This is a genomic window from Hydrogenophaga sp. (genome assembly GCF_011772445.1).
In the GTDB taxonomy this organism is placed as follows: Bacteria; Pseudomonadota; Gammaproteobacteria; order Burkholderiales; family Burkholderiaceae_C; genus Hydrogenophaga.
The window spans coordinates 68254-94896 of the sequence record NZ_WVZN01000042.1 but is presented as its reverse complement, the minus strand read 5'-3'; the positions used below and the strand labels follow the sequence as shown (position 1 = coordinate 94896).

Annotated in this window: 30 protein-coding genes; 17 read left to right on the top strand and 13 right to left on the bottom strand. The window is 68.3% G+C overall.

All coding sequences use genetic code 11. From position 1 onward, the window contains the following. Nucleotides 1-136 precede the first annotated feature (136 nt). From GTO19_RS16910 to pcp, 3 genes are all read left to right on the top strand, one after another. Entirely contained in the window at nucleotides 137-322 is a 186-nt protein-coding gene (locus tag GTO19_RS16910; RefSeq protein WP_291018871.1) for a DUF6496 domain-containing protein, read from the top strand. Nucleotides 323-427: 105 nt separating this feature from the next. After that, nucleotides 428-1300, top strand: a complete 873-nt coding sequence (locus GTO19_RS16905; RefSeq protein WP_291018869.1) for a DUF3014 domain-containing protein — start codon at nucleotides 428-430, stop codon at nucleotides 1298-1300. Between the two features lie 31 nt (nucleotides 1301-1331). Further along, on the top strand, nucleotides 1332-2003 hold the full coding sequence (pcp, locus tag GTO19_RS16900; RefSeq protein WP_291018867.1) for a pyroglutamyl-peptidase I: 672 nt from the start codon (nucleotides 1332-1334) through the stop codon (nucleotides 2001-2003). Nucleotides 2004-2009: 6 nt separating this feature from the next. Here pcp and GTO19_RS16895 read toward each other — a convergent pair whose 3' ends face one another. From GTO19_RS16895 to GTO19_RS16880, 4 genes are read right to left on the bottom strand one after another with little or no spacing between them, the layout of a single operon-like run. Next, the gene (locus tag GTO19_RS16895; RefSeq protein ID WP_291018865.1) at nucleotides 2010-2333 is read right to left on the bottom strand and encodes a hypothetical protein; all 324 of its coding nucleotides are present in this window, start codon (nucleotides 2331-2333) and stop codon (nucleotides 2010-2012) included. Beyond that, nucleotides 2333-2740, bottom strand: coding sequence for a hypothetical protein (locus GTO19_RS16890; RefSeq protein ID WP_291018863.1), 408 nt, complete (start codon nucleotides 2738-2740; stop codon nucleotides 2333-2335). Before GTO19_RS16890 ends, GTO19_RS16895 begins: the two co-directional genes overlap by 1 nt. Beyond that, nucleotides 2724-3347, bottom strand: a complete 624-nt coding sequence (locus GTO19_RS16885; RefSeq protein WP_291018861.1) for a nucleotidyltransferase domain-containing protein — start codon at nucleotides 3345-3347, stop codon at nucleotides 2724-2726. Before GTO19_RS16885 ends, GTO19_RS16890 begins: the two co-directional genes overlap by 17 nt. A 43-nt stretch (nucleotides 3348-3390) precedes the next feature. Further along, complete coding sequence (locus GTO19_RS16880; protein ID WP_291018965.1) at nucleotides 3391-3798, bottom strand: phage holin family protein; 408 nt, start codon at nucleotides 3796-3798, stop codon at nucleotides 3391-3393. Between the two features lie 127 nt (nucleotides 3799-3925). Here GTO19_RS16880 and GTO19_RS16875 point away from each other — a divergent pair, with 127 nt between their 5' ends. The 12 genes from GTO19_RS16875 to GTO19_RS16820 all read left to right on the top strand — a co-directional run bounded on the left by GTO19_RS16875 (nucleotide 3926) and on the right by GTO19_RS16820 (nucleotide 18390). Beyond that, nucleotides 3926-5758 (top strand): 3'-5' exonuclease, encoded by a 1833-nt coding sequence (locus GTO19_RS16875; RefSeq protein ID WP_291018859.1) that lies wholly within the window; start codon nucleotides 3926-3928, stop codon nucleotides 5756-5758. Nucleotides 5759-6007: 249 nt separating this feature from the next. Next, nucleotides 6008-6886 carry an AraC family transcriptional regulator gene (locus GTO19_RS16870; RefSeq protein WP_291018858.1) on the top strand — a complete coding sequence of 293 codons (879 nt, stop codon included), beginning with the start codon at nucleotides 6008-6010 and terminating at the stop codon, nucleotides 6884-6886. Nucleotides 6887-7091: 205 nt separating this feature from the next. Further along, on the top strand, nucleotides 7092-10034 hold the full coding sequence (locus GTO19_RS16865; protein WP_291018963.1) for a molybdopterin cofactor-binding domain-containing protein: 2943 nt from the start codon (nucleotides 7092-7094) through the stop codon (nucleotides 10032-10034). Next, nucleotides 10031-10846: a xanthine dehydrogenase family protein subunit M gene (locus GTO19_RS16860; RefSeq protein ID WP_291018857.1), complete on the top strand. Its 816-nt coding sequence runs from the start codon at nucleotides 10031-10033 to the stop codon at nucleotides 10844-10846. Before GTO19_RS16865 ends, GTO19_RS16860 begins: the two co-directional genes overlap by 4 nt. Further along, the gene (locus GTO19_RS16855; protein WP_251709648.1) at nucleotides 10843-11346 is read left to right on the top strand and encodes a (2Fe-2S)-binding protein; all 504 of its coding nucleotides are present in this window, start codon (nucleotides 10843-10845) and stop codon (nucleotides 11344-11346) included. The genes GTO19_RS16860 and GTO19_RS16855 overlap by 4 nt, the downstream gene beginning before the upstream one ends. Continuing rightward, nucleotides 11339-12886 carry an AMP-binding protein gene (locus GTO19_RS16850; protein WP_291018856.1) on the top strand — a complete coding sequence of 516 codons (1548 nt, stop codon included), beginning with the start codon at nucleotides 11339-11341 and terminating at the stop codon, nucleotides 12884-12886. The genes GTO19_RS16855 and GTO19_RS16850 overlap by 8 nt, the downstream gene beginning before the upstream one ends. Nucleotides 12887-12929: 43 nt before the next feature. Next, the gene (locus GTO19_RS16845) at nucleotides 12930-13742 is read left to right on the top strand and encodes an enoyl-CoA hydratase/isomerase family protein (RefSeq protein WP_291018855.1); all 813 of its coding nucleotides are present in this window, start codon (nucleotides 12930-12932) and stop codon (nucleotides 13740-13742) included. Between the two features lie 40 nt (nucleotides 13743-13782). Beyond that, nucleotides 13783-14967 (top strand): ABC transporter substrate-binding protein, encoded by a 1185-nt coding sequence (locus GTO19_RS16840; RefSeq protein ID WP_291018854.1) that lies wholly within the window; start codon nucleotides 13783-13785, stop codon nucleotides 14965-14967. 22 nt (nucleotides 14968-14989) lie between these two features. Further along, on the top strand, nucleotides 14990-15883 hold the full coding sequence (locus GTO19_RS16835) for a branched-chain amino acid ABC transporter permease (protein WP_251709640.1): 894 nt from the start codon (nucleotides 14990-14992) through the stop codon (nucleotides 15881-15883). A 1-nt stretch (nucleotide 15884) separates the two neighbouring features. Beyond that, the gene (locus GTO19_RS16830; RefSeq protein ID WP_291018853.1) at nucleotides 15885-16937 is read left to right on the top strand and encodes a branched-chain amino acid ABC transporter permease; all 1053 of its coding nucleotides are present in this window, start codon (nucleotides 15885-15887) and stop codon (nucleotides 16935-16937) included. Further along, a complete protein-coding gene (locus GTO19_RS16825) occupies nucleotides 16934-17683 on the top strand; it encodes an ABC transporter ATP-binding protein (RefSeq protein WP_291018852.1) in 750 nt (249 codons plus the stop codon). Before GTO19_RS16830 ends, GTO19_RS16825 begins: the two co-directional genes overlap by 4 nt. Continuing rightward, nucleotides 17683-18390, top strand: coding sequence for an ABC transporter ATP-binding protein (locus tag GTO19_RS16820; RefSeq protein WP_291018851.1), 708 nt, complete (start codon nucleotides 17683-17685; stop codon nucleotides 18388-18390). The genes GTO19_RS16825 and GTO19_RS16820 overlap by 1 nt, the downstream gene beginning before the upstream one ends. Here GTO19_RS16820 and GTO19_RS16815 read toward each other — a convergent pair. The 4 genes from GTO19_RS16815 to GTO19_RS16800 form a co-directional block, all read right to left on the bottom strand. Beyond that, nucleotides 18380-18628: a hypothetical protein gene (locus tag GTO19_RS16815; protein WP_291018850.1), complete on the bottom strand. Its 249-nt coding sequence runs from the start codon at nucleotides 18626-18628 to the stop codon at nucleotides 18380-18382. The genes GTO19_RS16820 and GTO19_RS16815 overlap by 11 nt on opposite strands. Nucleotides 18629-18697: 69 nt before the next feature. Continuing rightward, nucleotides 18698-20515, bottom strand: coding sequence for a glutamine--tRNA ligase/YqeY domain fusion protein (locus tag GTO19_RS16810; RefSeq protein ID WP_291018849.1), 1818 nt, complete (start codon nucleotides 20513-20515; stop codon nucleotides 18698-18700). A gap of 81 nt (nucleotides 20516-20596) precedes the next feature. Beyond that, nucleotides 20597-21010, bottom strand: coding sequence for a hypothetical protein (locus GTO19_RS16805; protein WP_291018848.1), 414 nt, complete (start codon nucleotides 21008-21010; stop codon nucleotides 20597-20599). 35 nt (nucleotides 21011-21045) lie between these two features. Continuing rightward, on the bottom strand, nucleotides 21046-21516 hold the full coding sequence (locus GTO19_RS16800) for a type III secretion system chaperone (RefSeq protein ID WP_291018847.1): 471 nt from the start codon (nucleotides 21514-21516) through the stop codon (nucleotides 21046-21048). 187 nt (nucleotides 21517-21703) lie between these two features. Between GTO19_RS16800 and GTO19_RS16795 the strand changes: the two genes are divergently transcribed. Further along, nucleotides 21704-22795, top strand: a complete 1092-nt coding sequence (locus GTO19_RS16795) for a DUF4401 domain-containing protein (RefSeq protein WP_291018846.1) — start codon at nucleotides 21704-21706, stop codon at nucleotides 22793-22795. An 8-nt stretch (nucleotides 22796-22803) separates the two neighbouring features. On the opposite strand, the gene GTO19_RS16790 is transcribed toward GTO19_RS16795, so the two are convergent. Further along, on the bottom strand, nucleotides 22804-23427 hold the full coding sequence (locus GTO19_RS16790; RefSeq protein ID WP_291018845.1) for a DUF924 family protein: 624 nt from the start codon (nucleotides 23425-23427) through the stop codon (nucleotides 22804-22806). Between the two features lie 100 nt (nucleotides 23428-23527). Here GTO19_RS16790 and GTO19_RS16785 point away from each other — a divergent pair, with 100 nt between their 5' ends. Further along, nucleotides 23528-23950 carry a hypothetical protein gene (locus GTO19_RS16785; protein ID WP_291018843.1) on the top strand — a complete coding sequence of 141 codons (423 nt, stop codon included), beginning with the start codon at nucleotides 23528-23530 and terminating at the stop codon, nucleotides 23948-23950. Between the two features lie 26 nt (nucleotides 23951-23976). Here the strand turns inward: GTO19_RS16785 and GTO19_RS16780 are convergent, their stop codons facing one another. From GTO19_RS16780 to GTO19_RS16765, 4 genes are read right to left on the bottom strand one after another with little or no spacing between them, the layout of a single operon-like run. Then, nucleotides 23977-24756 (bottom strand): LytTR family DNA-binding domain-containing protein, encoded by a 780-nt coding sequence (locus GTO19_RS16780; RefSeq protein ID WP_291018842.1) that lies wholly within the window; start codon nucleotides 24754-24756, stop codon nucleotides 23977-23979. Continuing rightward, a complete protein-coding gene (locus tag GTO19_RS16775; RefSeq protein WP_291018841.1) occupies nucleotides 24753-25799 on the bottom strand; it encodes a sensor histidine kinase in 1047 nt (348 codons plus the stop codon). The genes GTO19_RS16780 and GTO19_RS16775 overlap by 4 nt, the downstream gene beginning before the upstream one ends. Nucleotides 25800-25834: 35 nt before the next feature. Continuing rightward, the gene (locus tag GTO19_RS16770) at nucleotides 25835-26146 is read right to left on the bottom strand and encodes a 2TM domain-containing protein (protein WP_291018840.1); all 312 of its coding nucleotides are present in this window, start codon (nucleotides 26144-26146) and stop codon (nucleotides 25835-25837) included. Between the two features lie 23 nt (nucleotides 26147-26169). Continuing rightward, the gene (locus GTO19_RS16765; RefSeq protein ID WP_291018838.1) at nucleotides 26170-26583 is read right to left on the bottom strand and encodes a DUF2306 domain-containing protein; all 414 of its coding nucleotides are present in this window, start codon (nucleotides 26581-26583) and stop codon (nucleotides 26170-26172) included. Between the last annotated feature and the right edge of the window lie 60 nt (nucleotides 26584-26643).

Here is a 26643-nt window from a genome sequence, read left to right as displayed (position 1 = left end):
GGAGTGCTAAGACGGAAGTTCCATTCACGCCCAGGGTTTGTGGAGATGGGTTTGCGGGCGCTCACATTGATTGAACGGGGCATGCGGCATGCCGATTGCCTGAGCCCGATCCCTTTCAAATCAAGGAGATGCCGCCATGAGCAAATACGGACCCAAGGCGTCGGAGAAGGTCGAAAAAGCCGTACATGAAATGAAGGAGGGCAAGCTGCGCTCCAGCTCGGGCCAGAAGGTGACGAGCCGCAAGCAGGCGGTGGCCATCGGCCTGTCCGAGGCGCGCGAAGCCGGCGGCAGGGTGCCGCCGGCGCCGGACAAGAAGCGGTAGGGAGCGGCAAGGCCTCGCGCGGCGCCATTTGCGCAGCGGTTTGCGGGGGTCCATGCAGGGGCGTAGGATCGGCCGTTTGCTGAGCTTTCCCGGAGACGACGAGGCATGCCACGCGAACCCGAACGAGACGACAACTCCCGCCTTTCCCTGTACCTGTTCGCGCTGCTGATCCTGGCCGTGGCCGCTTACTTTGGCTGGCAGTATTACCAGTCCCGGCAGGCGCAGCCCGCCCCGGAACCCGCGCCGGTGGCGACCGCACCGGTCGTTCCCCCGGCCCCGCTTGAACCGGCGACGCCCGCCATCCAGCACCCGGTGGAGCCCCCGGCCGCCGAGCCAGCGGCGGAGCCGACACCCCTTCCCGCGCTGGCCGATGCCGATCCCTACGTCGGGGACCGCCTCGGCGAACTGCTGGGCCGCCCCAACGTGCTGCGCTTCCTGCAGTTGGAGGGCTTCGTGAAGCGCACGGTGGCCACGGTAGACAACCTGGGCCGTTCGCACGCGCCGGTGCTGGTGTGGCCGGTCAACCCCACGCCGGGTCGGTTCGCCGCGGCCAAGGGGGCTGGGGGTGCGGCCGAGACCATCCACCCCGACAACGCCGCGCGCTACGCGCCCTTCGTGCAGTTTGTCGAGTCGGTGGACACGGGCCGGGCTGTCGCGCTGTACCGACGGCTGTACCCGCTGTTCCAGCAGGCTTACGAGGAGCTGGGCTTTCCCGGCCGCTACTTCAACGACCGCCTGGTGCAAGTGCTGGACCAGCTCATCGCCACGCCCGTCCCCGCCACGCCGCCGGCCGTCGTGCTGGTGGAGGTGAAGGGCGAAGTGGTCTCTACCCGCCCCTGGGTGCGCTATGAGTACGTCGACCCCCAGCTGCAATCGATGTCCGCTGGCCAGAAGATCCTGCTGCGCATGGGCGCGGACAACCAGCGCCGGTTGCAGGCCAAGCTGGTGGAGATCCGCGGCGGCGTCGCACGGCGCTGAGACACCGGACCGCGTGCGGTAGATTGGCACGATGCCCACCCGCCCCAGCTCGATATCCGCGCCGTCCGCCACGGTCCTGCTCACCGGTTTCGATCCCTTCGGCGGCGCGTCGGTGAACCCGAGCTGGCAGGCGGTGCAGGCCCTGCACGGTGAACGCCTGCTGGACCACGCGGTGGTGGCAGCGCAACTGCCCACCGTGTTCGGCGAATCGCTGCGGTGTCTGACAGCGCTGCTCGACGCGCACCGGCCCGCGCTGGTGATCTGCGTGGGCCAGGCCGGCGGGCGCGGCGCCATTTCGCTGGAGCGCGTGGCCATCAATGTCGACGACGCGCCCATCGCCGACAACGCGGGCGGACAACCCATCGACACACCCGTGCGGCCAGGCGCGCCCGCCGCCTACTTCACCGGGCTGCCGATCAAGGCGATGCTGGCCGAGTTGCGGGCCGCCGGCGTCGCAGCCGAGGTGTCGCAGACGGCCGGCACCTTCGTCTGCAACCACGTGTTCTATGGCCTCATGCGCGCACTGGCTACCCGCGCCAGCCTGCGCCACACGCGCGGCGGCTTCGTGCACGTGCCCTGGTTGCCCGAACAGGGCACGCCACACATGGCGCTGGACGACATCGTGCGTGGCCTGCGGTTGGCGGTGCAATGTGCGCTGCGCGTGCGGCAGGACGAGGCGTTGGCGGCGGGCGCCACGCACTGAATCGCCTCAGGCCTGCCAGACGCCGAAACCGGCCGAGCGCAGGTCGATCGCGACCTCGATCTCCTTGTCCACCGCGTCTTGGTACCGCATGGGGTTGAAGCTCTCGTACAGGTCGGGCAGCAGCCGCAGTCCGTATTTGAAGACGTAGCCATTGGACTGGATGCCGGCCTTGTGCTTGTCGAAGCGCGTGTCGGGGTCCAGGCCGGTCATGCCGACGTAGACGCAAGGCTTGCCGTCGCGGTAGCCCGGGTTGCAGGCGCGAAACCGTGGTTCGAGCAGCACGTCAGGGTGCAGCTCGATGACGTAGACGTGGTGGTGGGGGCGGGGCATCAGGCCTGAAGGGCTTGCGCGACGCGTTCGGCGGCGGTGATGAGATCGGCCACCAGACGCTCGTCGATGTCGAGAAGGCCTTCGTACTCACCGTGGTTGCGCTTGTTGTGGCACAGGTCCAGCACGCGCCACACTTCCGGGCCCAGGTTCAGCGTGTGGGGCAGCACCTGAAAGACGATGTAGCGATGGCTGGGCCGGTAGCCTTGCCGGCGCAGGGCCGCCAGGCACAGTGCGTGCGCTGCGTTGTAGGCCAGGTCGAAACGGCTTTCCAGGGACAGCGCCGGATGCCGCGCGTCCGCGAGTCGCGCGGTGCCGGTGCGGATCAGGCCGGCGGTCTCATGAGCATCCGGCGCCTCGGCTTTCAACGCCTTGCCAGGACCGCTCAGGTTTTCAAGTGCCCAGTTCATGCGACGGCCCCTCCCGGCCGATCAGCCATATCCTGGGCTGTTGCATCACGCGTGTGACAAACGCCTGATCTTCCGCCACGCGCCTGGTGAACTCTTGGGGGGGGTATAGGGTGGGATTCACTCGCCGACCGAGCGCTGCGCTGGCACCTTCCAGTGCGCCGAAGAGTTCGCCATAGGCAAGGTCGGGACTCACGACCATCAGATCCACGTCGCTGTGCGCGGTGGCCTCGCCGCTGGCCATGGACCCATAGACGAAGGCGCGTTCGATGTGGGCCGCCAGCGGCGCCAGTGCCGCGGTGAGCACGTCGGCCAAGCCCACGGTCTTGAGCACCAGTCCGCGCAGTTCCGCAAACACCGGTGAGGCCGTGTTGGCCTGGTAGTGCTTCTGGTTGCCCTGCCGGCGCGCGGTGATCAAGCCCGCGTGGCTCAAACCTTCCAGCTCGCGCTGCACGGCCCCCTTGCCCGATTGGGCGAGAGCGACGAGTTCGTTGGCGTAGAAGCTGCGATCCGGCGTGCCAAACAACACCGCCAGGACGCGTTGGCGAACGCGGGGAAACAGGGCGTCGGCGGCGCTGCTTGGGGGAGTGGTATCGGAGATAGTACCCAAAATGGGTCTCATCGTACCCATTTTGGGGGATTTGTCTACCGCGTCAGAGCCAGACCTGTCCCGGCCCCGGGCTGGTCTGAATAGTGAAGTCCGGCGTGCCGCCCAGCACGAAGGCGCCGAGCACCAGGCTCAGCAGCGACATGAACAGGCTCGCCCAGAACGCCGTCCAGAAGCCATCGATCTCGAATCCGTCCACCAGGCGCGCCACCAGCATCAGCACCACCGCGTTGATCACCAGCAGGAACAGCCCGAAGGTGATCAACGTGAGCGGCAGGGTGAGCCACACCAGCAGCGGCCGCACGATGGCATTGGCCAGGCCCAGCAGCAAGGCCGACACCACCAGCGCGCCCGTGCCGCTGAAGCGCATGCCTTTGAACACATGGCTGGCCACCCAGAGCGCGAAGGCGGTGAGGGCCCAGTGGAGGAGGAAGGGGGTGAGGTTGGCGAGCATGGTGAGGTCGGGTTGGACGCCGGACGTGACGGCGATCACTCAATTGGCGCCGTTGACACCCGAAGCATGCGGTTGGGGGTATTTGCGTGCATCATGCCACCCCAGGGACGTCAATTCTTACAAGGGCATGGCCACACTGATTCCGGCAATCGGCAGTTGCGCTTCGCGCATGACCCCCGGTGAGCGGCGCCTCGCCGAGCGGCTCGAACAAAAGCTGGAAGACGACTACCTGCTCTGGTACGACGTGCCCATCGGCCCAAAGCAGACACACCCCGACTTCGTGCTGCTGCACCCGCGCCGTGGCCTGCTCATCCTGGAGACCAAGGACTGGCGGTTGGAGACGGTGCAGCGCGCCACGCGCCAGATGTGGGAGATCGCGCCCGATGGTCAGGTGAAGGTGGTGATGAATCCACTGGCGCAGGCGCGGCATTGCGCGATCCAGGTCGTCAATGCGCTGGAGCGCGACCCGCAATTGGTGCAGGGGCTTGGTCCGCACCAGGGCAAGCTGGCCTTTCCCTGGGGCTTTGGCGTGGTGTTCACGCACATCACGCGGCGCCAATTCGAAACGGCGGGCTTGGGCGAGGCCATCGAGCCGCACCTGGTCATCTGCTCCGATGAGATGACGGAAGCGGTGGACGTCGAAACGTTCCAGCAGCGCCTGTGGAACATGTTTCCGCACGCGTTCGGCAACAAGGCGCTGAGCCTGCCGCAGATCGACCGCGTGCGCTGGATCATGTTCCCCGACGTCCGCGTGCCGGTGCAGGGCGCGCTGTTCAATGCGGCTGACGAAGCGGCGCCCGACCTGCCGTCCATCATGCGTGTGATGGACATCCAGCAAGAGCAACTGGCGCGCAGCCTGGGCGACGGGCACCGCGTCATCCACGGGGTGGCGGGCTCCGGCAAGACCATGCTGCTCGGTTATCGCGCCGAGCACCTGGCCCGCGCGCAAACCGCACACACCAAGCCCGTGCTCATCCTTTGTTACAACGAGCCGCTGGCCAAGCAACTGGCACAGGCGATGCACACCAAAGGCATTGCCGACCGCGTGCACGCGGTGCACTTCCACAAGTGGTGCCGCGACCAGCTGGTGGCGTATGGACAGGAGTTACCCGCGCAGAACCTGCCGCGCGAGCACTTCTTCGACGACATGGTCCGCCGAGTCATTCACGGCGTGGAGCGCCGGCAGATTCCTGGCGGCCAGTACATGGCCGTACTCATCGACGAGGGCCACGACTTTGCTCCCGAGTGGTTCAAGCTCATCGTGCAGATGGTGGACCCCGCCACCAACAGCCTGCTGGTGCTCTACGACGACGCACAGAGCATCTACGAGCGCACCAAGAACCGCCAGTTCAGCTTCAGGAGTGTGGGCATCCAGGCCCAGGGCCGCACCACCATCCTCAAGATCAACTACCGCAACACGCGGCAGATTCTGGAGACCGCCAGCCTGATCGCAGCCGACTTGCTGACCGCCGAAGACAAGGACGACGACGGCGTGCCACTGCTCAAGCCCGTGAGTTGCGGCCGCGATGGCGACGCCCCGCTCGTCATCCGCCTGCCCACCTTGCGCGAAGAGGCGCAACAAGTGGCCGAACTGCTGGCCAGCGCCCACAACGAGGGCCACGCCTGGGGCGACATGGCCATCTTGTGCCGGCATTGGAGCGAGATGGACATCTGCGCCAATGCCCTGCGCCAGCGCCGCCTGCCGCACCAGGTTCGAAAAGGCGCCGGCACCTTCAACCCCGCCGCCGACTGCATCAAGGTAATGACGATGCACGTGAGCAAGGGCCTGGAGTTCCCGGTGGTGGCGCTGGTGGGCGTGGGTCACATGCCCGCGGCCGGCGCGGACGAGCGCGACGAGGCACGACTGTTTTACGTGGGGGCAACGCGGGCGACGCAGCGCTTGATTGTCGGTGTGGGCGGGGCAGGGGAATTTGGCGGGCGATTCGGTTCGACTCAGTGATACCGGGTTTGGCGCGCTCTGATGTGTCACTGGGTATAGCGAGGGGCTGGTTCAGACTGGGTGCTGCCGGTGGTTTCTCCCGGCCAAACGACCGGTTCTGCTCGTAACGGCCATTCGACCACCGTCAAAGCTGCTGAATGGGCAGTCATGACGGTTTGAGAACAAATCTGCAACCACCCGGTTGGCACTGTCGCGTGCACCTGTTCAGTGCCCACAGATACCGGTATCGTTCGGCCCAGGAGTTCGAACTTGTCCTCAGCCATCAAGATCTTTCAGGGGCGTTTCGGCAGGGTTGCCCTGCTGGACATGGACGCACCGCTGGTGGGGCACGCCCATCACCATTGCCACATCCTGATCAAGGCAGGCGGTGCCGACAGCGCCTTCAGCGTGAGAGGAGAGCGGGCGCCGCTAATGGACGACACCGCCGTGCTCGTCAACGCCTGGGAACACCACGCCTACGAACACGAAGCACCTCCCGGTGCGCGCACGCTGATCCTGGCGCTCTACATCGAACCCGGCTGGCTGGCCGAGCTGCAGCGCTCATTGGCACTATCCGGTCATCCGCGCTTCTTTCCCGAACCCTGCGTTCGACTCACCGAAGCCACCCGCAAGATGGTGGAGGAGTTCGTGCTCGAACTCTGGTGGGACGATGAGGTCTCCCCGGGACGCCTCGAGGACCTGCTCTTCAATCTCATCATCGCCGTGGTCGAGAGCTATTCGGGCTGGCGTGATCTGGCCAGCCTGCTGCGCAGCAAACCGCCGGTGGCCATGGACCCGCGCATCCGCCAGGCCATCGCCCTCATGCGCCAGGACGTGGCCCGCGAGCTCGACGTCGACGGGCTGGCCGCTGCCACCGGCCTCTCGCGCGCCCACTTCTTCACGCTGTTCCAGCGCGACACGCGCGTGACGCCGCTGGTTTACGCCAACGTGCTGCGTTTCGAGGCGGCGGTGCAGCGGCTCACCCACAGCCAGGAGCCGGTGGGCGATGTCTCGCACGAACTCGGCTTCTCCGCGCCCAGCCACTTCTCGCGCTTCTTTCGCGCGCACCTGGGCATCACGCCCAGCGACTACCGCCGCAAGGTCAACCTGTTCGAGCCGCCGGCCGGCCCACGCTCGCACGTGATCTGAGCGCGGCCGCAAAGTCACCAGACTTTTTGGATAGCCGGCAGATCGTCCGGTCATTCGCCCGACGCTGGCGATAACGCGCGCACCTCCTGCCTCCTGACACTGGCGCTGCACATGAACTGCAGCCGCCACATCGGCACAGGAGACAAGCTTGCACGCAGAACCTTCACTGGTGGGTGCCGCCCGGCAGGCCTGGGTCGGCCAACGCATGGAGCGGGTGGAAGACGATGCCCTGCTGAACGGTCGCGGCGCCTACGCCGATGACCTGGGCACACGCCCGGGCACGCTGCACGCGGCGGTCCTGCGTTCTCCCCATCCGCACGCCCGGCTGCTCGGCATCCACACGCAAGCTGCACTTGCGCTGCACGGCGTGCGCGCCGTGCTCACCGGCGCCGACGTGCAGGCCTGGGCTCAGCCCTTCGTGGTGGGTGTCAAGCAGCCGATGCAGCACTGGGCCCTCGCCGTGGACCGCGTGCGCCACGTGGGTGAACCGGTGGCGGTGGTGGTGGCCGAGGACCGCTACATCGCCGAGGACGCGCTCGATCTGGTGCGGGTCGAGTATGAGCCCCTGCCGGTGGTGATGGACATCGAACGTGCGCTGCAGGACGGCGCTCTGCCGCTGCACGAGGCCGTGGGCAGCAACGTGGTGTCGGACCGCGAGTTCTGCTACGGAGAGCCCGGGGCGGCCTTCACCCAGCCCGGCGTGCGCACGGTGCGCACCACCGTGCACTACCCGCGCAACAGCTGCTCGCCCATCGAATGCGGGGTGGTGATAGCCGAGCACCTTCCTGGCGATGAGGGCTACGACGTGCTCTCGAACTTCATGGGGCCGTTTTCGCTGCACGCGGTGATGGCCATGGCCCTGAAGGTGCCGGGCAACAAGCTGCGCCACCGCGTGCCCCGCGATTCGGGGGGCAGCTTCGGCGTCAAGCAGGCGGTATTCCCGTACGTGGTGCTGATGTGCCTGGCCTCGCGCAAGGCGGGTGCGCCGGTGAAGTGGGTCGAGGACCGCCTGGAGCACCTGAGCGCCGCCACCTCGGCCACGGCGCGGCTGACCACCATCGAGGCCGCCGTCACGCCCGAGGGCCGCGTGCTGGCGCTGCGCTACGACCAGGCCGACGAGGTGGGCGCCTACCTGCGCGCGCCCGAACCCGCCACCTTCTACCGCATGCACGGCGCGCTCACCGGCGCCTATGCCATCGAGCACCTGGCGGTGCGCAACCGCGTGGTCGTGACCAACAAGACCCCCACCGGCCTGGTGCGTGGCTTCGGTGGGCCACAGGTGTACTACGCGCTGGAGCGGCTGATGGACCGCATCGCGGTCGAGCTGGCCATCGACCCGGTGCAGCTGCGCCTGCGCAACTACGTGGCGGCCGACGCCTTCCCCTACACCGCGGCCGCCGGCGCGGTGCTCGACTCCGGCGACTACGCGCGCCTGACCCACATGGCCATGGCCGAAGCACAGGCCGGGCAACTCACCGAGCGTCAGCGCGCAGCGCGGGCAGCAGGCCGGCTCTACGGCATCGGCGTGGCCGCCATCGTTGAACCGTCGGTGTCGAACATGGGTTACATCAGCACCGTGCTCACGGCCGAACAGCGCGCCAAGGCCGGGCCCAAGAACGGCGCCATCGCCAGCGCCACCGTCGCCATCGACCTGCTGGGTGGCGTCAACGTGACCATCGCCTCCGCCCCGGCCGGCCAGGGCCACATGACGGTGTGTGCCCAGGTGGTGGCGGACGTGCTCGGCCTGCACCCTGCACAGGTGGTGGTCAACGTCGAGTTCGACACCGCCAAGGACGCCTGGAGCGTGGCCGCGGGCAACTACAGCAGCCGCTTCGCGGGCGCCGTGGCGGGCACGGTGCACCTGGCTACGCAGCGCCTGCGCGACAAGCTGGCGCGCATCGCCGCCGCGGCCTGGGGCTGCGACAGCGCGGACATCGGCTTCGAGGACGGCAAGGTCTTCAACCGCCGTCAGCCGGACCAGGCCCAGCCGTTCACGCGGCTGGCCGCCAGCCCGCACTGGGCACCTGCGCTGCTGCCGGCGGGCGAGACACCGGGTCTGCGGGAGACCGCCTTCTGGACGCCAGAGACCCTGCGCGCACCCGACCCTCAGGACCGCGTCAACACCTCGGCCGCCTACGGCTTCGTGTTCGACGTCTGCGGCCTGGAGATCGACCCCGATACCGGTGCGGTGCGTGTGGACCGCTACATCACGGCGCACGACGCCGGGCGCCTGCTCAACCCGGCGTTGGCCGACGGCCAGATCCGGGGCGCCTTTGCGCAGGGCCTGGGCGCGGCCCTGCTGGAGGAGTTCCGCTACGGCGCCGACGGCAGCTTCCAGAGCGGCACGCTGGCCGACTACCTGATGCCGACCACCTGCGAGGCACCCGACCCGGTGATCGTGCACCTGGAGACACCGAGCCCCTTCACGCCGCTGGGCGCGAAAGGCCTGGGCGAGGGCAACAACATGAGCACGCCGCCCTGCATCGCCAATGCCTTCGCGGATGCGCTGCGTCCGCTGCGCGACGTCGCCGACATCCGACTGCCGCTCACGCCCGATCGCGTGCTCCACCACCTGCAGACGGCCGAACCCGCGCCGCGCCACCCGCAGGCGCCTGCCCCCGCGCCGGCCGCCGCGGGCGAAGGCCTGTCGCTCGCCGCGCAAGGCACGGTGGAGATTGCCGCGCCGCCCGAGCGCGTCTTTGCCGTGCTGCTCGACCCCGCGGCGCTGGCCCGCGTCATCCCGGGTTGCCACGCACTGCAGGCCGATGGCGAGAACCGCTACCGGGCCGATGTGACGGTGGGCATCGGTCTGATCAAGGCGCGATACGAAGCGCGCATCACGCTCTCCGACATCGAGGCGCCGCAACGGCTGCGGCTGGCCGGCCGCGGCAGCTCCAGCCTGGGCACAGGCGCGGGCGACGGCCTGGTGCGGCTGGAAGCCACGGCCGCAGGCACCCGCCTGCACTATGACTACCGCGCCCAGGTGGGTGGCAAGGTGGCCATGGTGGGCAGCCGCATGCTGGAGGGCGCGGCGCGTGTGATCGTGGCGCAGCTCTTCGAATCGCTAGGGCGTCAGGCCGCGGGCGGCGATGCCGCGCCGGTGGCCTGGTGGCACCGCTTGCTGCAGCGCCTGGGGGTCAAGGCATGAAGCCCGCGGCGTTCGACTACGTGCGCGCCGACAGCGCTTCCGTCGCCGCCGAGCTGTTGCAGCGTCATGGCGAAGGCGCACGCATCCTGGCCGGCGGTCAGTCCTTGATGGCCGTGCTCAACATGCGGCTGGCCCAGCCCGCGCTGTTGATCGACATCTCGCGCAGCGCCGAGCTGGCGTCCATCGCGGTGGAGCCCGGCGCATTGCGCGTCGGCGCGGCCGTCACGCAAGCGCAGTTGCAGGCCCATCCCGATGTGCCACCGCTGCTGGCACTGGCCATCCCGCACATCTCGCACGTCCAGATCCGCAACCGCGGAACGGTGTGCGGCTCCATCGCGCACGCCGACCCGTCGGCCGAGCTGCCGCTGTGCCTGGTGGCCTTGCAGGGCACGGTGCACCTGTGCAGCGCGCGCGGTCGCCGCCAGCTGGCCGCCGCTGCGTTCTTCACCGGCTTGTTGAGCACGGCGCGCCGGGCCGACGAACTCATCGAAGCGGTGAGTTTCCCACGCCCCGCCGCAGGTCAGTCCTTCGGGTTTGCGGAGCACGCCCGCCGCCATGGCGATTTCGCGCTGTGCGCGGTCGCGGTGATCGCCCATGCACAAGGCATGCGGGTGGCGGTGGGCGGCCTGGGTGACCGGCCGCACGCCGTCGAATTGCCGCCGTTGGCCGATGACGCGCTCGACGATGCGCTGAACGAACTCGCGTGGTCGCTCGACGTTCGTGATGACGCCCACGCGAGCGCGGCCACGCGCCGCCACCTGCTGCGCCGTCTGGCGCGACAGGCCATCCAGCAAGCACGGAGACCCGCATGAACCACCCCGTTCTCGAGCGCGAGGCCTTGCACACGGTGCGCCTCACCCTCAATGGCCGCGCGCGCAGCGGCCAGGCCCGACCGCGGCTGCTGCTCAGCGATTTCCTGCGCCATGAACTCGGCGCCACCGGCACCCACGTGGGCTGCGAGCACGGTGTCTGCGGCGCCTGCACGGTGCGCATCGACGGCGTGGCCGCCCGTGCCTGCCTGACGCTGGCGGTCCAGGTGGACGGACGCCAGGTCGATACCGTGGAGAACCCCGGCGGCAACGACGCGGTGCTGGACGCACTCAAGGCCGCCTTCAAGCGGCACCATGCGCTGCAGTGCGGCTTCTGCACCGCGGGCATCCTCATGTCCAGCGCCGACTGGCTGCAGCGCCAGCGCGCCAACGGCCAGGTGCCCGACGAGGCCGCGGTGCGCGACATGCTCAGCGGGCACCTGTGCCGCTGCACCGGCTACACGCCGATCGTCAACGCCGTGATGGAGGTGGCCCGTGCTTGATCTCGGACGCACCTTTCTTCAAAGCGTGGACCGCGCGGCCAGCGCCACTGCCCTGGTGGATGGCGCGTTGCGAATGACCTGGTCCGAGTGGGCGCGTGCGATCGGTGGCGTGCAGCGCGGGCTGGCGGCCTTTGGCCTGCGACCAGGCGATCACGTGCTTGGCGTGCTGCAGAACCGCCACGAGGCCGCGACGTTGCACTGGGCCTGCCAGTTTGCCGGCCTGGTGATGACACCCCTGAACTGGCGCGCCAAATCCGACGAGATCGATTACGCGCTGCACGACTCGGGAGCGAAGCTGCTGGTGTACGAGGCGGCGTCGCAGGAGTCGGTTTCGCAGTCGCCCCTTGCGCGGACCGTGGCGCGCATCGCAGCGGGAGACATCGTAAGCGACGACCCAGGCTTCGCGCAGGCCTTCTCCGCGCCCGCCGACCCGACGCCGCTGGCGCGGGCCGAAGACCTCTCGCTCATGCTCTACACATCGGGCACGACCGGCGCACCCAAGGGAGTGCCGCGCCGGCAGCGCGCGGAGCGAGTGGCCGCCCTGGCGCACGTTGCGCAGAACCGCTATGCCTACGGTGAACGCACGCTGGGCGTCATGCCGCTCTACCACACCATGGGCGTGCGCTCGCTGCTCACCATGGCGCTGGTGGATGGCCGTTTCGTCTGCATGCCCCGCTTCGACGCCGCGGCCGCGCTGCGCGCGATCGAAGCCGAGCGCGTGAGCCATCTCTACCTCGTCCCCACGCTTTACCACGACCTGCTCTCGCACCCCGAGTTCAAGCGCACCGACACGCAATCCGTGCGCAAGCTCGGTTTCGCCGGCGCGCCCATGCACGACGCGCTGCTGCTGCGCCTGCAGCAGGCCTTCCGACCGGAGCTGTTCGTGAATCACTACGGCAGCAGCGAGATCTACACCTTCTCGATCAACCAGGACGCCGTGGGCAAGCCCGGGTCGGCCGGCCGCGCGGGCATCAACACCCGCCTGCGGGTGATCAGGCTCGATGCGAAGAGCCCGCAGGAGGTGGCCGCACCGCTCGAGGAAGGCCAGATCGTGGCCGATCTGCTCAGCGACGAGGCGTTCGAGGGTTACCACAACCGCCCCGAGGCCAATGCGCGCAGCCTGCGCGAGGGCTGGTACTTCACCGGCGACACCGGCTATGTCGACGCCGACGGCGATCTGTTCGTCACCGGCCGCGTGGACGACATGATCATCAGCGGCGGCGAGAACATCTCGCCGGTCGACATCGAATCCGTGCTGTCGCTGCACCCCGCCGTGGACGAGGTGGCGGTGGCCGGACTCAAGGACGAGCGCTGGGGTCAGCGGGTGGTGGCCTTTGTCAAGGCGCGCGACAACGTGGCCCCCGAATCGCTGGACGCGCACTGCCGCGCCTCCGATCTCGTGAACTTCAAGCGACCGCGCGAATACGTGTTCGTGCGCGAGATCCCGAAATCCCCCGTGGGCAAGGTGCTGCGCCGCAAGCTGGTGGCCGGCGAGTTCGACGCCGCGCCCCCATGGCTGCCCGCTGTGCCACCGGCCTGACGGCGGCCTCCCCTTCGTTTCTCCCACACCCTGCAAGGACGCCATGCAACTCAATGACCTGAAACACCCCGCGCTCACCCTGAGTGCTGCGTTCGACGGCTACCGCGTCGAGATCGACCCCGCGCGCCAGCGCGCCGACATCGTGCTCTGCCGACCGCCGTTCAACGTCATCTCGATGACGCAGCGCGAGCAGTTGCGCATCACCTTCGAGGCGCTGGACGCCAACGACGAGGTGCGCGTGATCGTGCTGCGCGCCGAAGGCGAGCACTTCTCCAGCGGCGGCAACATCAAGGGCTTTCTCGAGGCCTCGCCCGAGCACGTGAGCAAGCTGGCCTGGAACGTGGCCGCACCAGCCCGCTGCAGCAAACCGGTGATCGCTGCCGCACGCGGCTATTGCTTCGGCGTCGGTTTCGAGATCTCCCTGGCTTGCGATTTCCGCCTGGTCACGCCGACCACGCTGTACGCGCTGCCCGAACAGAAGCTGGGGCAGATCCCCGGTTCGGGCGGCTCGGCCCGGCTGCAGAAGATGGTCGGCATCACGCGCACCAAGGACATCGTGATGCGCAGCCGCCGCATCGCCGGTCCACAGGCCTGCGACTGGGGCGTGGCCACCGAGTGCGTGCCCGACGCCGAACTCGAGGCCGCCACCGACGCGCTGGTCGACGAACTGCGCGGCTTCTCGCCGCTGGCCCAGCGTACCGCCAAGAAGCTGCTCAACGACACCGAGGACTCGCCCCTGTCGATCGCCATCGAGCTCGAAGGGCATTGCTACTCGCGCCTGCGCAGCTCGAACGACTTCCGTGAAGGCGTGGAAGCCTTCCACGACAAGCGCCGTCCCCGTTTCAACGGCACCTGATTTCCCCGCCACCTCCACCACCCCACCTGAGGAGACAGACATGAAAACCACCACCCTTCGCACCGCATCCCTTCCGCTGGCGCTCGCCCTGGCCGGTTTTGCCGGCAACACCCTGGCACAGACGCAGCCCATCCGCATCGGCGTGGTCACGCCGCTGTCGGGCACCTACGCCGGCATCGGCCAGCAGGTGAAGTGGGGGCTGGACCTGGCCGCGCGCCAGATCAACGCCGCCGGTGGCGTGGCCGGGCGCCCGCTGGAACTGATCTACGAAGACGAGGAGGCCAACCCCGCCGTGGCCGTGCAGAAGGCCGAGAAGCTGTTCCAGGTGAACAAGGTCGACTTCCTCACCGGCACCGTGAACAGCGGATCCACCCTGGCCGTGGGCCAGCTCGCCGAGCGCAACGGCCGCCTGATCGCGACCACCGTGTCGTTCGCGGACTCGATCACCGGCGACAAGTGTTCGCCCAATGTGTTCCGAGTCAACGCGAGGGCGGGCATGCAATCGGCCGCGCTGGCCGACTGGCTCGCGGGCACCAAACCCAACGCCAACGTGTTCTACCTCGGACCGGACTACGAGATGGGTCGCAGCACGGTGGCAGCCTTCAAGTCGGCCGCCGAGGCCAAGGGATCGAAGTCGGTCGGCGAGGTGTTCGCGCCGCTCGACAACAAGGACTACTCACCCTTCTTCGGCCAGATGCGCTCGGCCCGTCCGGCGGTCATCTACACGTCGGTGGCGGGCAACGACACGGTGCGCCTGTTCTCGCAGATGGCCGAGTTCGGCATCAGCCGAAACGTGCAGGTGGTGGGCGCCTCCGGCACGGTGACCTCGCAGAACCTGCCCGCCATCGGCAAGGCCGCTGACGGCTTCGTGACCGGCGTCGGCTATGCCACCAGCATCGACTCACCCGAGAACCGCAAGTTCGTGGCCGACTTCGAAGCGGCCAACAAGTCTGCGCCCGACCTGTACGGCGCCGACAGCTACGGCGTGCTGTTCTTCTACAAGGCCGCGGTCGAAAAAGCCGGCAGCACCGACACCGACAAGGTCCGCACCGCGATGCGGGGCCTTCAATGGAGCACGCCGCAGGGCACCAAGACGATGCGCGCCGGCGACCACCAGGCGATGCAGGACATGTATGCCATGCGTGTGAATGGCGGCAAGTTCGAGCTCGTGGGGCAGGTCAAGGCGGACGCGGCAATCGGTCCCGACGTCTGCAACCGCTTCTGATCAACGCCTGGAGCCCAACACCATGAGCAACGCCCTGGAGTGGCTGCAGTTCGTGCTGGCACCGCAGATGATCAATGGCCTTTCCATCGGCGTGGCCGTGGTGTTGATGGCCCTGGGCCTGACGATCATTTTCGGATTGCTGGACGTCATCAACATGGCCCACGGCGAGTTCTACGCCATCGGTGCCTACCTGGCCGTGGCCCTGTTGGGCCTCGGGCTGTCATTCTGGTGGGCACTGGCCCTGACGCCGCTGCTGATGGCGGTGCTGGGTTACGCCACCGAACGCGGCCTTATCCAGCGCGTCTTCCACAGCAAGGACCGCCACACGCTGACCCTGCTGCTCACCTTCGGCGTGGCGGTGGTGCTGGAAGACGCGCTCAAGATCGTCTTCGGCGCCAACCCGCTGCGCATGGAGGCGCCCATCAGCGGTGCCACCGAGATGGTGGGTTTGTTCTTTCCCAATTACCGGCTGTTCGTGATGCTGTTCGGCGGAGCGCTGATCGCAGCGGTCTGGCTGCTGGTGTTCCGCACGTCGGTGGGCGCCGTGGTGAGAGCCGCCGCGTACGACCGCCACATGAGCGCTTCGTTGGGAGTGCCGGTCCACCGCGTCTATGCCGCGACGTTCGCCTTCGGTGTGGCGCTGGCGGGCATCGCGGGCGTCCTGCTGGCGCCGATCTATTCGGTGTTCCCCACCATGGGGCGCGACTTCGTGCTCATCGCCTTCAGCGTGGTGATCATCGGCGGCATGGGATCCATCAAGGGCGCCGTGCTGGCCGGCCTGCTGCTCACGCAGGTGCAGTCCATCTCCAGCCTTTACATCTCGCCCGTATGGAGCGATCCGCTGCTGTTCGGGATCATGGTCCTGGTGCTGATGTGGCGTCCGCAAGGGCTGTTCGGAAAACTCGGGAGCGCCTGAGATGACCACACCCGCATCTTCTTCCGCGATCGCCTCGGGGCGCAAGGCCATGGATGCCATGGTTCCCCCGGCACGGCGACGCTCCGCTGCGTCATGGCTGGCCATCCTGTTCTTTGCCGGGGCCTTGGTCTTCGGCGCCACCGCGTTCGCCCTGGGCGACGTGTTCTACCTGCGCCTGGCCACGGAGGCCCTGATCTTCGGTGGTCTGGCGCTGTCGGTAGACCTGCTGCTGGGTCGCGTCGGATTGCTCCCGCTGGGACAAGCCTTGTTCTTCGGCCTGGGCGCGTATGTGTCGGCACTGGTGCTCAAGCATTGGAGCGACTCCCTGTGGCTGGCCATGGCCAGCGCGCTGGCGTTCAGCATGGTGGCTGGCCTCATCGGTGGACTGATCGCCATACGTTCCAAGGGGGTCTATTTCGCTCTCATCAGCTTCGGCATGGCGCAGGTGCTGTCAAAGGTGATCTACAACACGCGCGAGCTTGGGGCCTCCGACGGCATCATCGGCGTGCCCGCAGCCAAGGTGATCCCCGGCCTGAACTCGGGCACGCCCGAAGGATTCTTCCTGCTGGTGCTGGCGTTCATCGGCGCGATCTACATCGGACTGCGTTACCTGAGGGACACCCCGGCGGGCCGCCAGCTCGATGCCATCCGCACCAACGAGCACCGCGTGGGCTTTCTCGGGGTCGACCCCTGGCGCTACAAGCTGGGCGCCTTCGTGGGGGCCGCCTGCATCGCGGGTACGAGCGGCGCGCTCTACCCCATGCTGCGCGGGTTCGTTTCGCCCGAACTGATGTTCTTCCAGGTCTCGGGCAATGCGGTCATCAACGTCATCGTCGGTGGGACCGGAACCTTGATCGGGCCGCTCTATGGCTCGGCCATCCTCACCGGCCTGCGCTCGGTGGTGGGGTCCTTCACCGCGCATCACCACATCGTCATCGGCGTGATGTTCGTGATCGTCGTGATCGTGATGCCACGCGGCTTGATCGGCTATGCCACGCCGGCACTGCAGCGCTGGCTGGACCGCCGCCACCCGCGCAAGGAGATCCGCCCATGAGCGCCATCCTCTCGGTTCAGGGCCTGAGCGTGCAGTTCGGCGCTTTGAGGGCCGTGCACGACGTGAGCTTCGAGGCCCAGCCCGGCCGCATCACCGCGGTCATCGGGCCCAACGGGGCAGGCAAAAGCAGCCTGTTCAACCTCATCAGCGGGGCCATCCGCCCCACGGCCGGCAGCGTGCGCTTCGATGGCCGGGACGTCACCAGCCAGGCGCCGCACCAGCTTCTGGCCAACGGGCTGTCGCGTTCTTTCCAGATCACCAACCTGTTCTTTGATCTGACGGTTCGCGAGAACCTTCGCCTGGCCGCACAGTTTCTGGAGCGTGGCCGCGGCCTGTTCCGGCCACTGGTGCGCAGCACTATCGCCTCGCACCGGGTCGACGAGCTTCTCGGTCAGTTCGAGCTGCGCGCCAAGGCCGACGAGCTGGCCGGCTACCTGTCGCATGGCGAACAAAGACGTCTGGAGATCGCGGTGTCGTTGGCCTCGCGACCGCGCATGCTGCTGCTCGACGAGCCCACCCAGGGCATGAGCCACACCGACACCCGCGAAACCGAGTCCCTGATCCGGGGCCTGTCGCGTGACCACGGGCTGTCCATCCTGCTCGTCGAACATGACGTCGATCTGGTGATGCAGTTGTCGGACCACGTGGTCGTGATGCACCAGGGTCAGAAGCTGGCCGAGGGCCCACCGGCCGAGGTGCGCGCCAATCCGGCGGTGCAGGCCGCCTATTTCGGGGAGAAGCACTGATGCTCGAACTCAAAAGCATTCACACCCACTACGGTCTGAGCCACGTGCTGCAAGGCATCGACCTGCGCGTGGGCAAGGGCGAGGTGATCGGCCTGTTCGGGCGCAACGGTGTGGGCAAGACCACCTTGATCAAGACCATTGCGGGTTGGCTGTCACCGTCGAGCGGACAGGTGCTGTTCGATGGCGAGCGTCTCGACGGCGTCAGTGCCGACCAGATCTGCCGCCGCGGTATCGGCCTGGTGCCCGAGGACCGGCGCATCTTTCCCGGACTCACTGTGGAAGAGAACCTGCGACTGGGCCAGATGCAGTGCCCATCGCGCAGCCGGGCCGAATCCCGTCGGCGCCTCGACGACACCTACCAGCGATTTCCCCGTCTGGCCGAGCGGAGGCGCCAGATGGGGACCACCTTGTCGGGAGGCGAGCAGCAGATGCTGGCGATTGCGCGTGTGCTGGCAGGGGCCCCGCGCCTCCTGCTGATCGACGAACCCACAGAGGGGCTGGCGCCGATGATCGTCGACGAGATATTCGAGCTGATCGGCAAGCTGGCCCGCGAAGGGACACCCATCGTGCTCGTCGAGCAGAACGTGCATCGCGCGCTGAACCTGACCACGCGGCACTATCTGATCGAACGTGGTCAAGTGGTGGCCGAGGGTGAATCGGGCGATCCAGGCGACCGCCAGGCGCTGATCGGTCGCATCAGCGTGTAATCGCCGACGGCAAACAAAGCATGCAGCGGCTGCCCATGACAGTTGATGATTCGTTCAAAAAATCCTGCTGAGTCGAACTGACCTGCATTGCTTCGTTCAGCCAAGGCTGATCTTCTTCTGCACGTTGGCCAACCTCGCTCTGCAATACGGCTCGCATGTCACCAACACCCGCACTCAGCCTGAAAGCGGCCATACAGGCCGTCAGGCCTGGTGTTCGAGAACGCTGCAAATCAGCCATCCCTCAAACGAAATGCCGGCGACTCTCGCGAGCCGCCAGCACTTCGTGAACGCCCACTGCGCGCGTGGATCACTTCCCCCACGAATCCTTCAACCCCGTCACCCGGTTGAACACCGCCTTGCCACCCACGCCATGCTCCACCTGGTCCGCCACGAAGTACCCGTGCCGCTCGAACTGGAACTTGTCGTCCGGTTTGGCGGTGGCCAGTGAAGGTTCCACCCAGGCCTGAACCACCTTCAGGCTGTCCGGGTTCAGCGCCGACAGGAAATCCTTGCCGCCCGCGTCCGGGTGCGGGTCGCTGAACAGTCGGTCGTACAGCCGCACCTCGGCGGGGATGCCATCCGCCACGCCCACCCAGGTGATGGCCGCCTTGGCCTTGACGCTGTCGGCGCCCGGCGTGCCACTCTTGGTGCCGGGGATCACCTTGGCATGCACTTCGGTCACGCGGCCTTCCGCGTCCTTCGCGCAGCCCGTGCATTCGATGACGTAGCCGCCCTTCAGGCGCACCACGTTGCCCGGGAACAGGCGCTTGTAGCCCTTGGGTGGCACCTCCTCGAAGTCCTCGCGTTCGATCCACACGGCCTTGCCGATCTTGAAGACCCGGTCGGGCGGTGGGGTCTGGCCCTCAGCAATGGCCGAGTGCGGCAGGGCGGGCTGGGTGCAGGTCTCCAGGTGATCGTCGCTGCCGAACACCTCGCCCCAGTTGCTCATCACCAGCTTCACCGGGTCCAGCACGGCCATGGCGCGGGGCGCCTTGTTCTCCAGGTCCTCGCGCAGGCAGCCTTCGAGCACGCTGTAGTCGATCCAGCTGTCGCTCTTGGTTACGCCGATGCGCTCGGCGAAGTGCTGGATCGCCTCGGGCGTGTAGCCGCGCCGGCGCAGGCCGACGAGGGTGGGCATGCGCGGGTCGTCCCAGCCGCTCACGCGTTTCTCGTTCACCAGCTGTGCCAGCTTGCGCTTGCTGGTGATGACGTAGGTGAGGTTCAGGCGCGCGAACTCGTACTGGCGCGGCGGCGGGCTGGCCAGCAGGCCCGCTTCGGTCAGGCGCTCCAGCAGCCAGTCGTAGAACGGGCGCTGGTCCTCGAACTCCAGCGTGCACAGGCTGTGGGTGATCTGCTCCAGCGCGTCCTCGATGGGGTGCGCGTAGGTGTACATGGGGTAAATGCACCACTTGTCACCGGTGTTGTGGTGCGTGGCGCGGCGGATGCGGTAGATGGCCGGGTCGCGCAGGTTGATGTTGGGCGAAGCCATGTCGATCTTCGCGCGCAGCACCGCGGCGCCGTCGGGCAGTTTCCCGTCGCGCATCTCGCGAAAGCGCGCCAGGTTCTCGGCCGGCGTGCGGTCGCGGAAGGGGCTGTTCTTGCCCGGCGTGTTGAAGTCGCCGCGGTTGGCGCGCATGTCGTCGGCGCTTTGTTCATCGACGTAGGCGTGGCCGCGCTCGATGAGCGATTCGGCCGCGCGGTACATGAAGTCGAAGTAGTCGCTGGCCTGGTAGAGGTGGCTGCCGCCCTTGCCGTCCCAGGAGAAGCCCAGCCACTTCACCGCGTCGATGATGCTGTCGACGTACTCGGTGTCTTCCTTCTCGGGGTTGGTGTCGTCGAAGCGCAGGTGGCAGACGCCGCCGTACTCGCGCGCCAGGCCGAAGTTCAGGCAGATGCTCTTGGCGTGGCCGATGTGCAGGTAGCCGTTGGGCTCGGGCGGGAAGCGGGTGCGGATCCTGGCCGGGTCGGGCTGGCCGGCGGCCTGGTGGGCGGCGTCGCCGGGGCTGCCGGCCCACTGGCGGCTGGCGTAGGTGCCTTTGGCCAGATCGGCTTCGATGATCTGGCGCAGGAAGTTGCTGGCTTTGGCGTCGCCTTCGGTGGGCGCGGGGGATGCGGGGGAGGTCATGGGCGGATTCTAGGGACCGCCGCCACGGGGATGTCGCGGCAGGGCCAAGGCGGGCCCCGCTCCGCGAATTCGATGGCTTCCTTAATTGCCCAGAAGTCTCGCGATGTCGTCGAACGTCGCCGCCTTGGCGATCTGATCGAGCTGTCTGGCCGCGGCATTGGGCGCCTGCTGTGGCTCTGTCGGCAGATCATTGCCCGGGATCCGGGCGAAGTCTTCGAAGGTGCTGGCTCGCGCGAGCTGATCCAGAGGGGTTGAAGCTTGATCCGCTGCCTGGCGACCACGCGGCGGGCGTCGCAGATCATTTGGCACGTTGCAGTTGGCGGCTTGGGCGGGGGACTGCCCATAGTGAACGGATACCCGAGCAGCTCGCCTCGCCCCCTTTTCGCGCTTTGGCTCCAGGATGAGACGGTCGAATTCGGCGAACTGCACTCGCCGTTGGGCTGGTGCAGGGGTTGGCGCTGGCGCCTTGGTGCGGAAGATGTTTTTGATGGACATGGCTTGCTTGTTGATGGGGGAGCAGGGATGGGAAATCAGATGCGATCGAACATGACCCCCGGCGGCGTGGGCGGCGCCGGGTTGCTGGTCGCCGCGCGGGCGATGGCGTCGACCCACCAGCGCCGCAGGGCCTCGAAGTGCAGCAGCGCGGCGTTGAAGGTCTCGGGATCACCGTCCTCGGGCCCCAGCTCGCCGATGAGCATCAGCTCGCCTTCATCGCCGTCGCGGGCGATGCGCAGGTCGCCGATCTCGCGCCACAGGGCGTTGTAGGACAGGGCCAGGTTCAGCGCCCTCAGCTCGCCCTCGGCCGTGGGCTGCCCCAAGTCGGCGGTGAGCACCAGGCGGGACCAGTCGGCAGACCACTCGGCCATGAAGCCGCCGTCGCCCTGGAAGTCGATGAACCAGGCGGCGTCCTCGCTTTCGGTGAGGCCGGTGATCTGGGTCAGGCGTTCGCTCGCTTGCGTGAGCAGGCGCAGGGCATCGGTCGCGTCGTGGAGTGAGCTCATCTGATGTTTCGAAATGATCAAGAGACGGCGCATGGGTGAAGGGCCGCGCCGGGCCGTTCCGGGTCTAGACCAAGGGAGGGTCGACCCGGGTCTAAGGCCGCTTCCACCGATGGCGTAGGCAGCACGCTCAGGCCGTCGCCACCGGCCGGGACTTGTGCGCTATCGTGCGCGCCAGGAGGAGCACCCCATGAGCGACGAGAACACCCTGGCGCCGGACCGAAGCCAGCGCCTGCAGATCGACTGGACCCGCTTGCAGGCCGCCGCGCAGGCAGGCGACATCTCTCTCGAGCAGGCCGAGCGCCTGTGGGCGCGCTGGGCGGGCGATGCCATTGCCCCCGCGCGCTTCAGCTTCACCCACGTGCTTTATTACTTCGGCGGCCTGCTGGCCATTGGCGCCATGACGCTGTTCATGACCCTGGGCTGGGAGCTGTTCGGCGCCTGGGGCGTGCTGCTGCTCTCGCTGGGGTACGCGGTGGGTGCGGTGGCGGTGGCGCGCCACCTGCAAGGCCGCGGCCTGCACATCCCGGCAGGCATCCTGGCCACCATCGCGGTGTGCCTGGTGCCGCTGGCGGCGTGGTCGGTGCAGAGCGGCCTGGGCCTGTGGCCCGAGGGCGGACCCGACAGCTACCGCGACTACCACCGCCTCATCGACTGGCGCTGGCTCACGCTGGAGCTGCTCACGCTGGCGGCCGCCGTGGGCATGCTGTGGTGGCTGCGCCTGCCGTTCATGGTGATGCCGGTGGCCGTGACGCTGTGGTACCTGAACATGGACGTGGCGCACATGCTCACGCGCCAGGAGGGTTTCGATTGGGAATTCACGCGCGACGTGTCCCTGGTGTTCGGTCTGGCCACCTGCGCCATCGCGGTGTGGGTGGACCTGCGCTGCCGCCTGGCCAGCGACCCACGCGACCGGCAGGACTTCGCCTTCTGGCTCTACCTGTTCGGCGCCATCATGTTCTGGTGCGGGCTGAGCTTTCGCGAAAGCGACTCCGAGCTGTCGAAGCTGGGCTACGCGCTCATCAATGTGGTTCTGGTGTTCCTGGGCGCGGCCATCGCGCGGCGCGTGTTCACGGTGTTCGGCGCCATTGGCGTGGCCGGCTACGTGGGCTACCTCAGCTACAAGGTGTTCGCCGACAGCCTGCTGTTTCCCTTCGTGCTCACGCTGTTGGGCCTGGGCTTCGTGGCGCTGGGCATCTGGTGGCAGCGGCGCGAGGCGCGCATCCACGCGCGCCTCGCAGACTGGCTGCCGGCGGCCCTGAGGCCGCTGGCCGGGGGCTGAGCGAGCGCCTACTGCCCGAAGCGCGGCCCGTCCTTCAGAAACGCAAGCTCCTCGGCGGTGCTGGCGCGCCCGAGGGCCTCGTTGCGGTGGGGAAAGCGCCCGAAGCGGGCCACGATGTCGCGGTGCAGCCGCGCGTAGCGCAGGTTCTCGTCCAGCGTGGCGTGGCAGAACGCCGGGGCCTGCTCGCGCAGGCGCTCGAAGCAGCGCACGGCTTCGTCCTGCAGAGGCAGCGACTCGGCGTGCACCAGCGGCATGTAGAGGAACACCCGGGCCACCACGGGCAGGCGCTCGTCTTCGCCACTGGCCACGGCCGCGTGTGTGAGCGCCTGGGCCCGTGGGTCGCCGGCGAAGGCGCGCGCCTGTCGGCGGAACAGGTTGCGTGGCAACTGGTCGAGCAGCAGCACCAGGGCCAGGCGGCCCAGGGGTGCGCCGGCCCAGTCGGTCAGGCCGCCGGCCAAGGCCTCGTCCACCAGCGCGCCGTAGCGGTGGCGAAGGTCCTCGTCCTGCTCCGGGTCGAAGCCGAACCAGAGTTTGTCGCGCGGCTCGCTGGGCCAATGTCGGGTGAGGCCGTCGCCGCACCATTGGTCGAGCAAGGGTTTGGCCTGAGGAGGAATGTAAAGATCGGTCGCCATTTACGTGTTGCTACAGCTTTGACCGGGCGTGTGGTGCGCGCGGCCCCGGCATTGTCTGTAATTCAGGTGCGGCACGCCGCCGTCGCTCTGGAGTCACCCCATGAATACCCTGTCTCTCAGCCCCCGCCACCACCGCGCACTGCGCGGTCTGGCCTTGCTGTCGCTGGCAGCCGGCGCCTGGGCGCTGTCGGGCATCGCCTCGCAGGCCCAGGCCCGCGACAACGTCTACTGGTCCATCGGCGTGAATTCGCCCGGTGTGCACGTGGGCGTGTCGAACGCGCCCACCGTGGTCTACAGCTACCCGTCCTACGGCTACCCGGTGTACAGCCCGCGCCCTGTGGTGGTGTACCCGCGGCCCGTGGTCGTGCACCCGCACCCGGTGGTCGTCCACTCCTACCCCGTGTACCAGCACCCGCGCCAGTGGCGTCACGACCGTCCGCCCAAGCACTGGCACAAGCACGGCTACAAACATGGCTACAAGCACGGCTACCGCGACGGTCGCCGTGGTGGCTGGGACGACTGAAACGATGACCCCGGCGCGCCACCGCTTCACATCGCGCGGAAGCGGTCGGCGTAGAGGCGGCTGACGGCAAAGGCCTCGTCGAGGCCACGCACCGTGAGCCGCCATTTGCCCGCCTCGTCGCGGGTCACGCGATCAATGGCGTCCACCCGCACCACGGTGCCGCGGTGGATTTGCCAGAACGCCTCGGGATCGAGCTGCGGCAGCAGTTCCTTGAGCGGGGTGCGGATCAGGAATTCGCGCCCCGCCGTCAGCACCCGCAGGTATTTGTCGGCCGCTTCGAACACCAGCACCTCGTCAACGGCGATGCGTTGGACGCTGTTGCCGGTGCTGGCCATGAGGTGGCGCAGCCGTGGCGCGGCCGAGGGCGCGCCCGCGAGCAGGGCGCGCAGGCCCGCCCAATCGGGCGCCACGCTGGCGGCGCGGGCGCGCAGCGCGGCCTGGACGCGGGCCACGGTGCGCTGCAGCCGCTCGGGCTGCACGGGCTTGAGCACGTAGTCCAGCGCCTGCGCCTCGAAGGCCTGCACCGCGAACTCGTCGTGCGCGGTGACGAACACCAGCGCGGGCAGTGGCTGCTCGGCGGGCCAGTCGTCGGCCAGCGTGGCGGCGGCCTCCAGCCCGCTCAGGGCGGGCATGCGGATGTCGAGGAACAGCACGTCGGGCCGCAGCGCCAGGGCCTGCTGCACGGCGCTCAGGCCGTCGCCCACGGTGGCGAGCACGCGCAGGCCGGGCCAGGCGCGCCCCAACTCGGCCTGCAGGGCCTGCGCGAGCAGGGGTTCGTCTTCGGCAATGAGGGCGTTGGCGTTCATGCCGTGGCGTTCGATTCGGGCATGGGCAGGACCAGGCGCGCGCGCGTGCCCTGGCCCGGCGCACTGTGCCACTCCAGGCGCGCGTTGGCGCCGTGCAGGGCCTGCAGGCGCTCGCGCACCTGGGTCAGGCCGAAGCCTTCATGCGCGGGTGCCTCGCTGCCCACGCCGTTGTCGTTCACGCTCAGGCACAGTGTGTCGCCCTCGCGTTGCGCGACAACGTGCAGCTCGCCGCCGCGCGCGCTGGGCTCCAGGCCGTGGCGGATGGCGTTCTCCACCAGCGGCTGCAACAGCAGCGCGGGGACGGGCAGGGGGGCCAGCACCTCGGGCAAATCCAGGCAGACGCGCAGGCGCGGGCCCATGCGCATGCTCATGAGGCTGAGGTAGTCGTCCAGCCGCGCGAATTCGTCGCGCAGGGTGTGCTGGCCGCCCCGCGCGTCGCTGCGCGAGGCGGACAGCGTGGCGCGCAGGAAGTCGTTGAGCCGGTCGAGCATCTGGATGGCGCGCGGCGGATCGGTGGCGATGAGGGCGCGCAGGTTGGCCAGGGTGTTGAACAGCATGTGCGGCTCCAGCTGCGATTCGAGCAGGCGCAAGCGCGCCTCGCTCGCCTGGCGCTGGGCTTCTTCCTGTTCCAGCCGGGCGATGGCCAGCATTTCGCGGCTGGTGAAGAAGTACGCGCCGAAAGCGCCCAGCGCCAGCGACATCAGCAGGAAGCCGACGGTGGCCCCAGGGAGGTTGTTCGCGCTGGACAGCAGCGGGCGGCCCAGCAGCGCATTGCCCGCGGCCAGGCCGAATGCGTAGCCCGCGAACACGGCCACCACCACCAGCGCGGCCATCGGCCGCACGCCGGGCCAGCCGCCGGGTGAGAGCAGGTAGCGCCCGCCGTCGATACCGGCCCAGATGGACAGGCCGATGAGCTGCGAGTACAGCAGGGTCGGCGCGAAGTGATCGCCCTTGATGGCGCTGATACCCAGCGCCAGCACGGTGTTGAACACCACGGCGATGAGCGCGCGGCGCGCCACGGTGCGGGGGTTGAAGGCGACCATGGGCGCAGTATGCCGGGCTCGCGCGGGACGCGGCTTCAGCGGCGCGCGCCGCGCTCGCGCTGAAGGCGCTCGCGCTCGCGGTCCATCCACTGGTCGTACAGGCCGCCGCCGCCCAGGCGCACCCACACGGCCAGGCCGTGGATGAGCAGGCCCAGGCCCCAGCCGAGGGCGGGGTAGATGGCCCAGTCGCGCCCGCTGCGCATCGAGAGGTAGACCAGGCCGGCGTTGACGGCGAGGAAGATCAGGGCGTGCAGCGTCCAGCCCATGCGGGCGGCGACGCGGCGGCGCGCGGTGCGCTCGAGGTCCTTGTCGAACGGCGTGGAGGGGATGTTCGGCGCGGTGTTCATGGCGATCTCCTTCGGGGTGGGTGTCAGATGAGGCCGAGCCACTGGCCCCAGACCAGTTGGCCGAGGTAGCGGTTGGGCAGCAGGGTGAGCGCGCCGGTGACGATGCAGGCGCTGATGTAGAGCGCGACCATGGTCAGCCGGTGCAAGCGGATGCGCCCGTGGCGCAGGTGCCAGAGGGCCAGCGCCAGCGAAGCCAGCGTGACGGGGACCAGCAGGTGGATGGGCGTGTAGCCCGCGATGTTGGGCAGGCGGTAGTCGCGGATGAACACGGCCGTGATGGCGACCATGAGCATGAGCGTGACCCAGGCGTAGCCCGCCGCCCGGTGCAGCACGGCGCGCGGTTGGCCGCTGCGGCGCGCCCACAGCGCCACGGGGCCGATGGCCAGGGCCGCGAGCGCGGCGCTGAGGTGGATGGCGATGACGGGGGTGAGCTGCATGGCGGTCTCCGGTGGGGCGGTGAGACCGCACTGTCGGCCGCCGGCCCCGCGCGCGCCACG

Bases quoted from the DNA above. Each gene is read 5' to 3' on its own strand.
- GTO19_RS16910 (WP_291018871.1), top strand. From the start codon at position 137: ATGAGCAAATACGGACCCAAGGCGTCGGAGAAGGTCGAAAAAGCCGTA.
- GTO19_RS16905 (WP_291018869.1), top strand. From the start codon at position 428: ATGCCACGCGAACCCGAACGAGACGACAACTCCCGCCTTTCCCTGTAC.
- pcp (WP_291018867.1), top strand. From the start codon at position 1,332: ATGCCCACCCGCCCCAGCTCGATATCCGCGCCGTCCGCCACGGTCCTG.
- GTO19_RS16895 (WP_291018865.1), bottom strand. From the start codon at position 2,333: ATGCCCCGCCCCCACCACCACGTCTACGTCATCGAGCTGCACCCTGAC.
- GTO19_RS16890 (WP_291018863.1), bottom strand. From the start codon at position 2,740: ATGAACTGGGCACTTGAAAACCTGAGCGGTCCTGGCAAGGCGTTGAAA.
- GTO19_RS16880 (WP_291018965.1), bottom strand. From the start codon at position 3,798: ATGCTCGCCAACCTCACCCCCTTCCTCCTCCACTGGGCCCTCACCGCC.
- GTO19_RS16875 (WP_291018859.1), top strand. From the start codon at position 3,926: ATGGCCACACTGATTCCGGCAATCGGCAGTTGCGCTTCGCGCATGACC.
- GTO19_RS16865 (WP_291018963.1), top strand. From the start codon at position 7,092: ATGGAGCGGGTGGAAGACGATGCCCTGCTGAACGGTCGCGGCGCCTAC.
- GTO19_RS16860 (WP_291018857.1), top strand. From the start codon at position 10,031: ATGAAGCCCGCGGCGTTCGACTACGTGCGCGCCGACAGCGCTTCCGTC.
- GTO19_RS16855 (WP_251709648.1), top strand. From the start codon at position 10,843: ATGAACCACCCCGTTCTCGAGCGCGAGGCCTTGCACACGGTGCGCCTC.
- GTO19_RS16845 (WP_291018855.1), top strand. From the start codon at position 12,930: ATGCAACTCAATGACCTGAAACACCCCGCGCTCACCCTGAGTGCTGCG.
- GTO19_RS16840 (WP_291018854.1), top strand. From the start codon at position 13,783: ATGAAAACCACCACCCTTCGCACCGCATCCCTTCCGCTGGCGCTCGCC.
- GTO19_RS16835 (WP_251709640.1), top strand. From the start codon at position 14,990: ATGAGCAACGCCCTGGAGTGGCTGCAGTTCGTGCTGGCACCGCAGATG.
- GTO19_RS16830 (WP_291018853.1), top strand. From the start codon at position 15,885: ATGACCACACCCGCATCTTCTTCCGCGATCGCCTCGGGGCGCAAGGCC.
- GTO19_RS16825 (WP_291018852.1), top strand. From the start codon at position 16,934: ATGAGCGCCATCCTCTCGGTTCAGGGCCTGAGCGTGCAGTTCGGCGCT.
- GTO19_RS16820 (WP_291018851.1), top strand. From the start codon at position 17,683: ATGCTCGAACTCAAAAGCATTCACACCCACTACGGTCTGAGCCACGTG.
- GTO19_RS16815 (WP_291018850.1), bottom strand. From the start codon at position 18,628: ATGGCTGATTTGCAGCGTTCTCGAACACCAGGCCTGACGGCCTGTATG.
- GTO19_RS16810 (WP_291018849.1), bottom strand. From the start codon at position 20,515: ATGACCTCCCCCGCATCCCCCGCGCCCACCGAAGGCGACGCCAAAGCC.
- GTO19_RS16805 (WP_291018848.1), bottom strand. From the start codon at position 21,010: ATGTCCATCAAAAACATCTTCCGCACCAAGGCGCCAGCGCCAACCCCT.
- GTO19_RS16800 (WP_291018847.1), bottom strand. From the start codon at position 21,516: ATGAGCTCACTCCACGACGCGACCGATGCCCTGCGCCTGCTCACGCAA.
- GTO19_RS16795 (WP_291018846.1), top strand. From the start codon at position 21,704: ATGAGCGACGAGAACACCCTGGCGCCGGACCGAAGCCAGCGCCTGCAG.
- GTO19_RS16790 (WP_291018845.1), bottom strand. From the start codon at position 23,427: ATGGCGACCGATCTTTACATTCCTCCTCAGGCCAAACCCTTGCTCGAC.
- GTO19_RS16785 (WP_291018843.1), top strand. From the start codon at position 23,528: ATGAATACCCTGTCTCTCAGCCCCCGCCACCACCGCGCACTGCGCGGT.
- GTO19_RS16780 (WP_291018842.1), bottom strand. From the start codon at position 24,756: ATGAACGCCAACGCCCTCATTGCCGAAGACGAACCCCTGCTCGCGCAG.
- GTO19_RS16775 (WP_291018841.1), bottom strand. From the start codon at position 25,799: ATGGTCGCCTTCAACCCCCGCACCGTGGCGCGCCGCGCGCTCATCGCC.
- GTO19_RS16770 (WP_291018840.1), bottom strand. From the start codon at position 26,146: ATGAACACCGCGCCGAACATCCCCTCCACGCCGTTCGACAAGGACCTC.
- GTO19_RS16765 (WP_291018838.1), bottom strand. From the start codon at position 26,583: ATGCAGCTCACCCCCGTCATCGCCATCCACCTCAGCGCCGCGCTCGCG.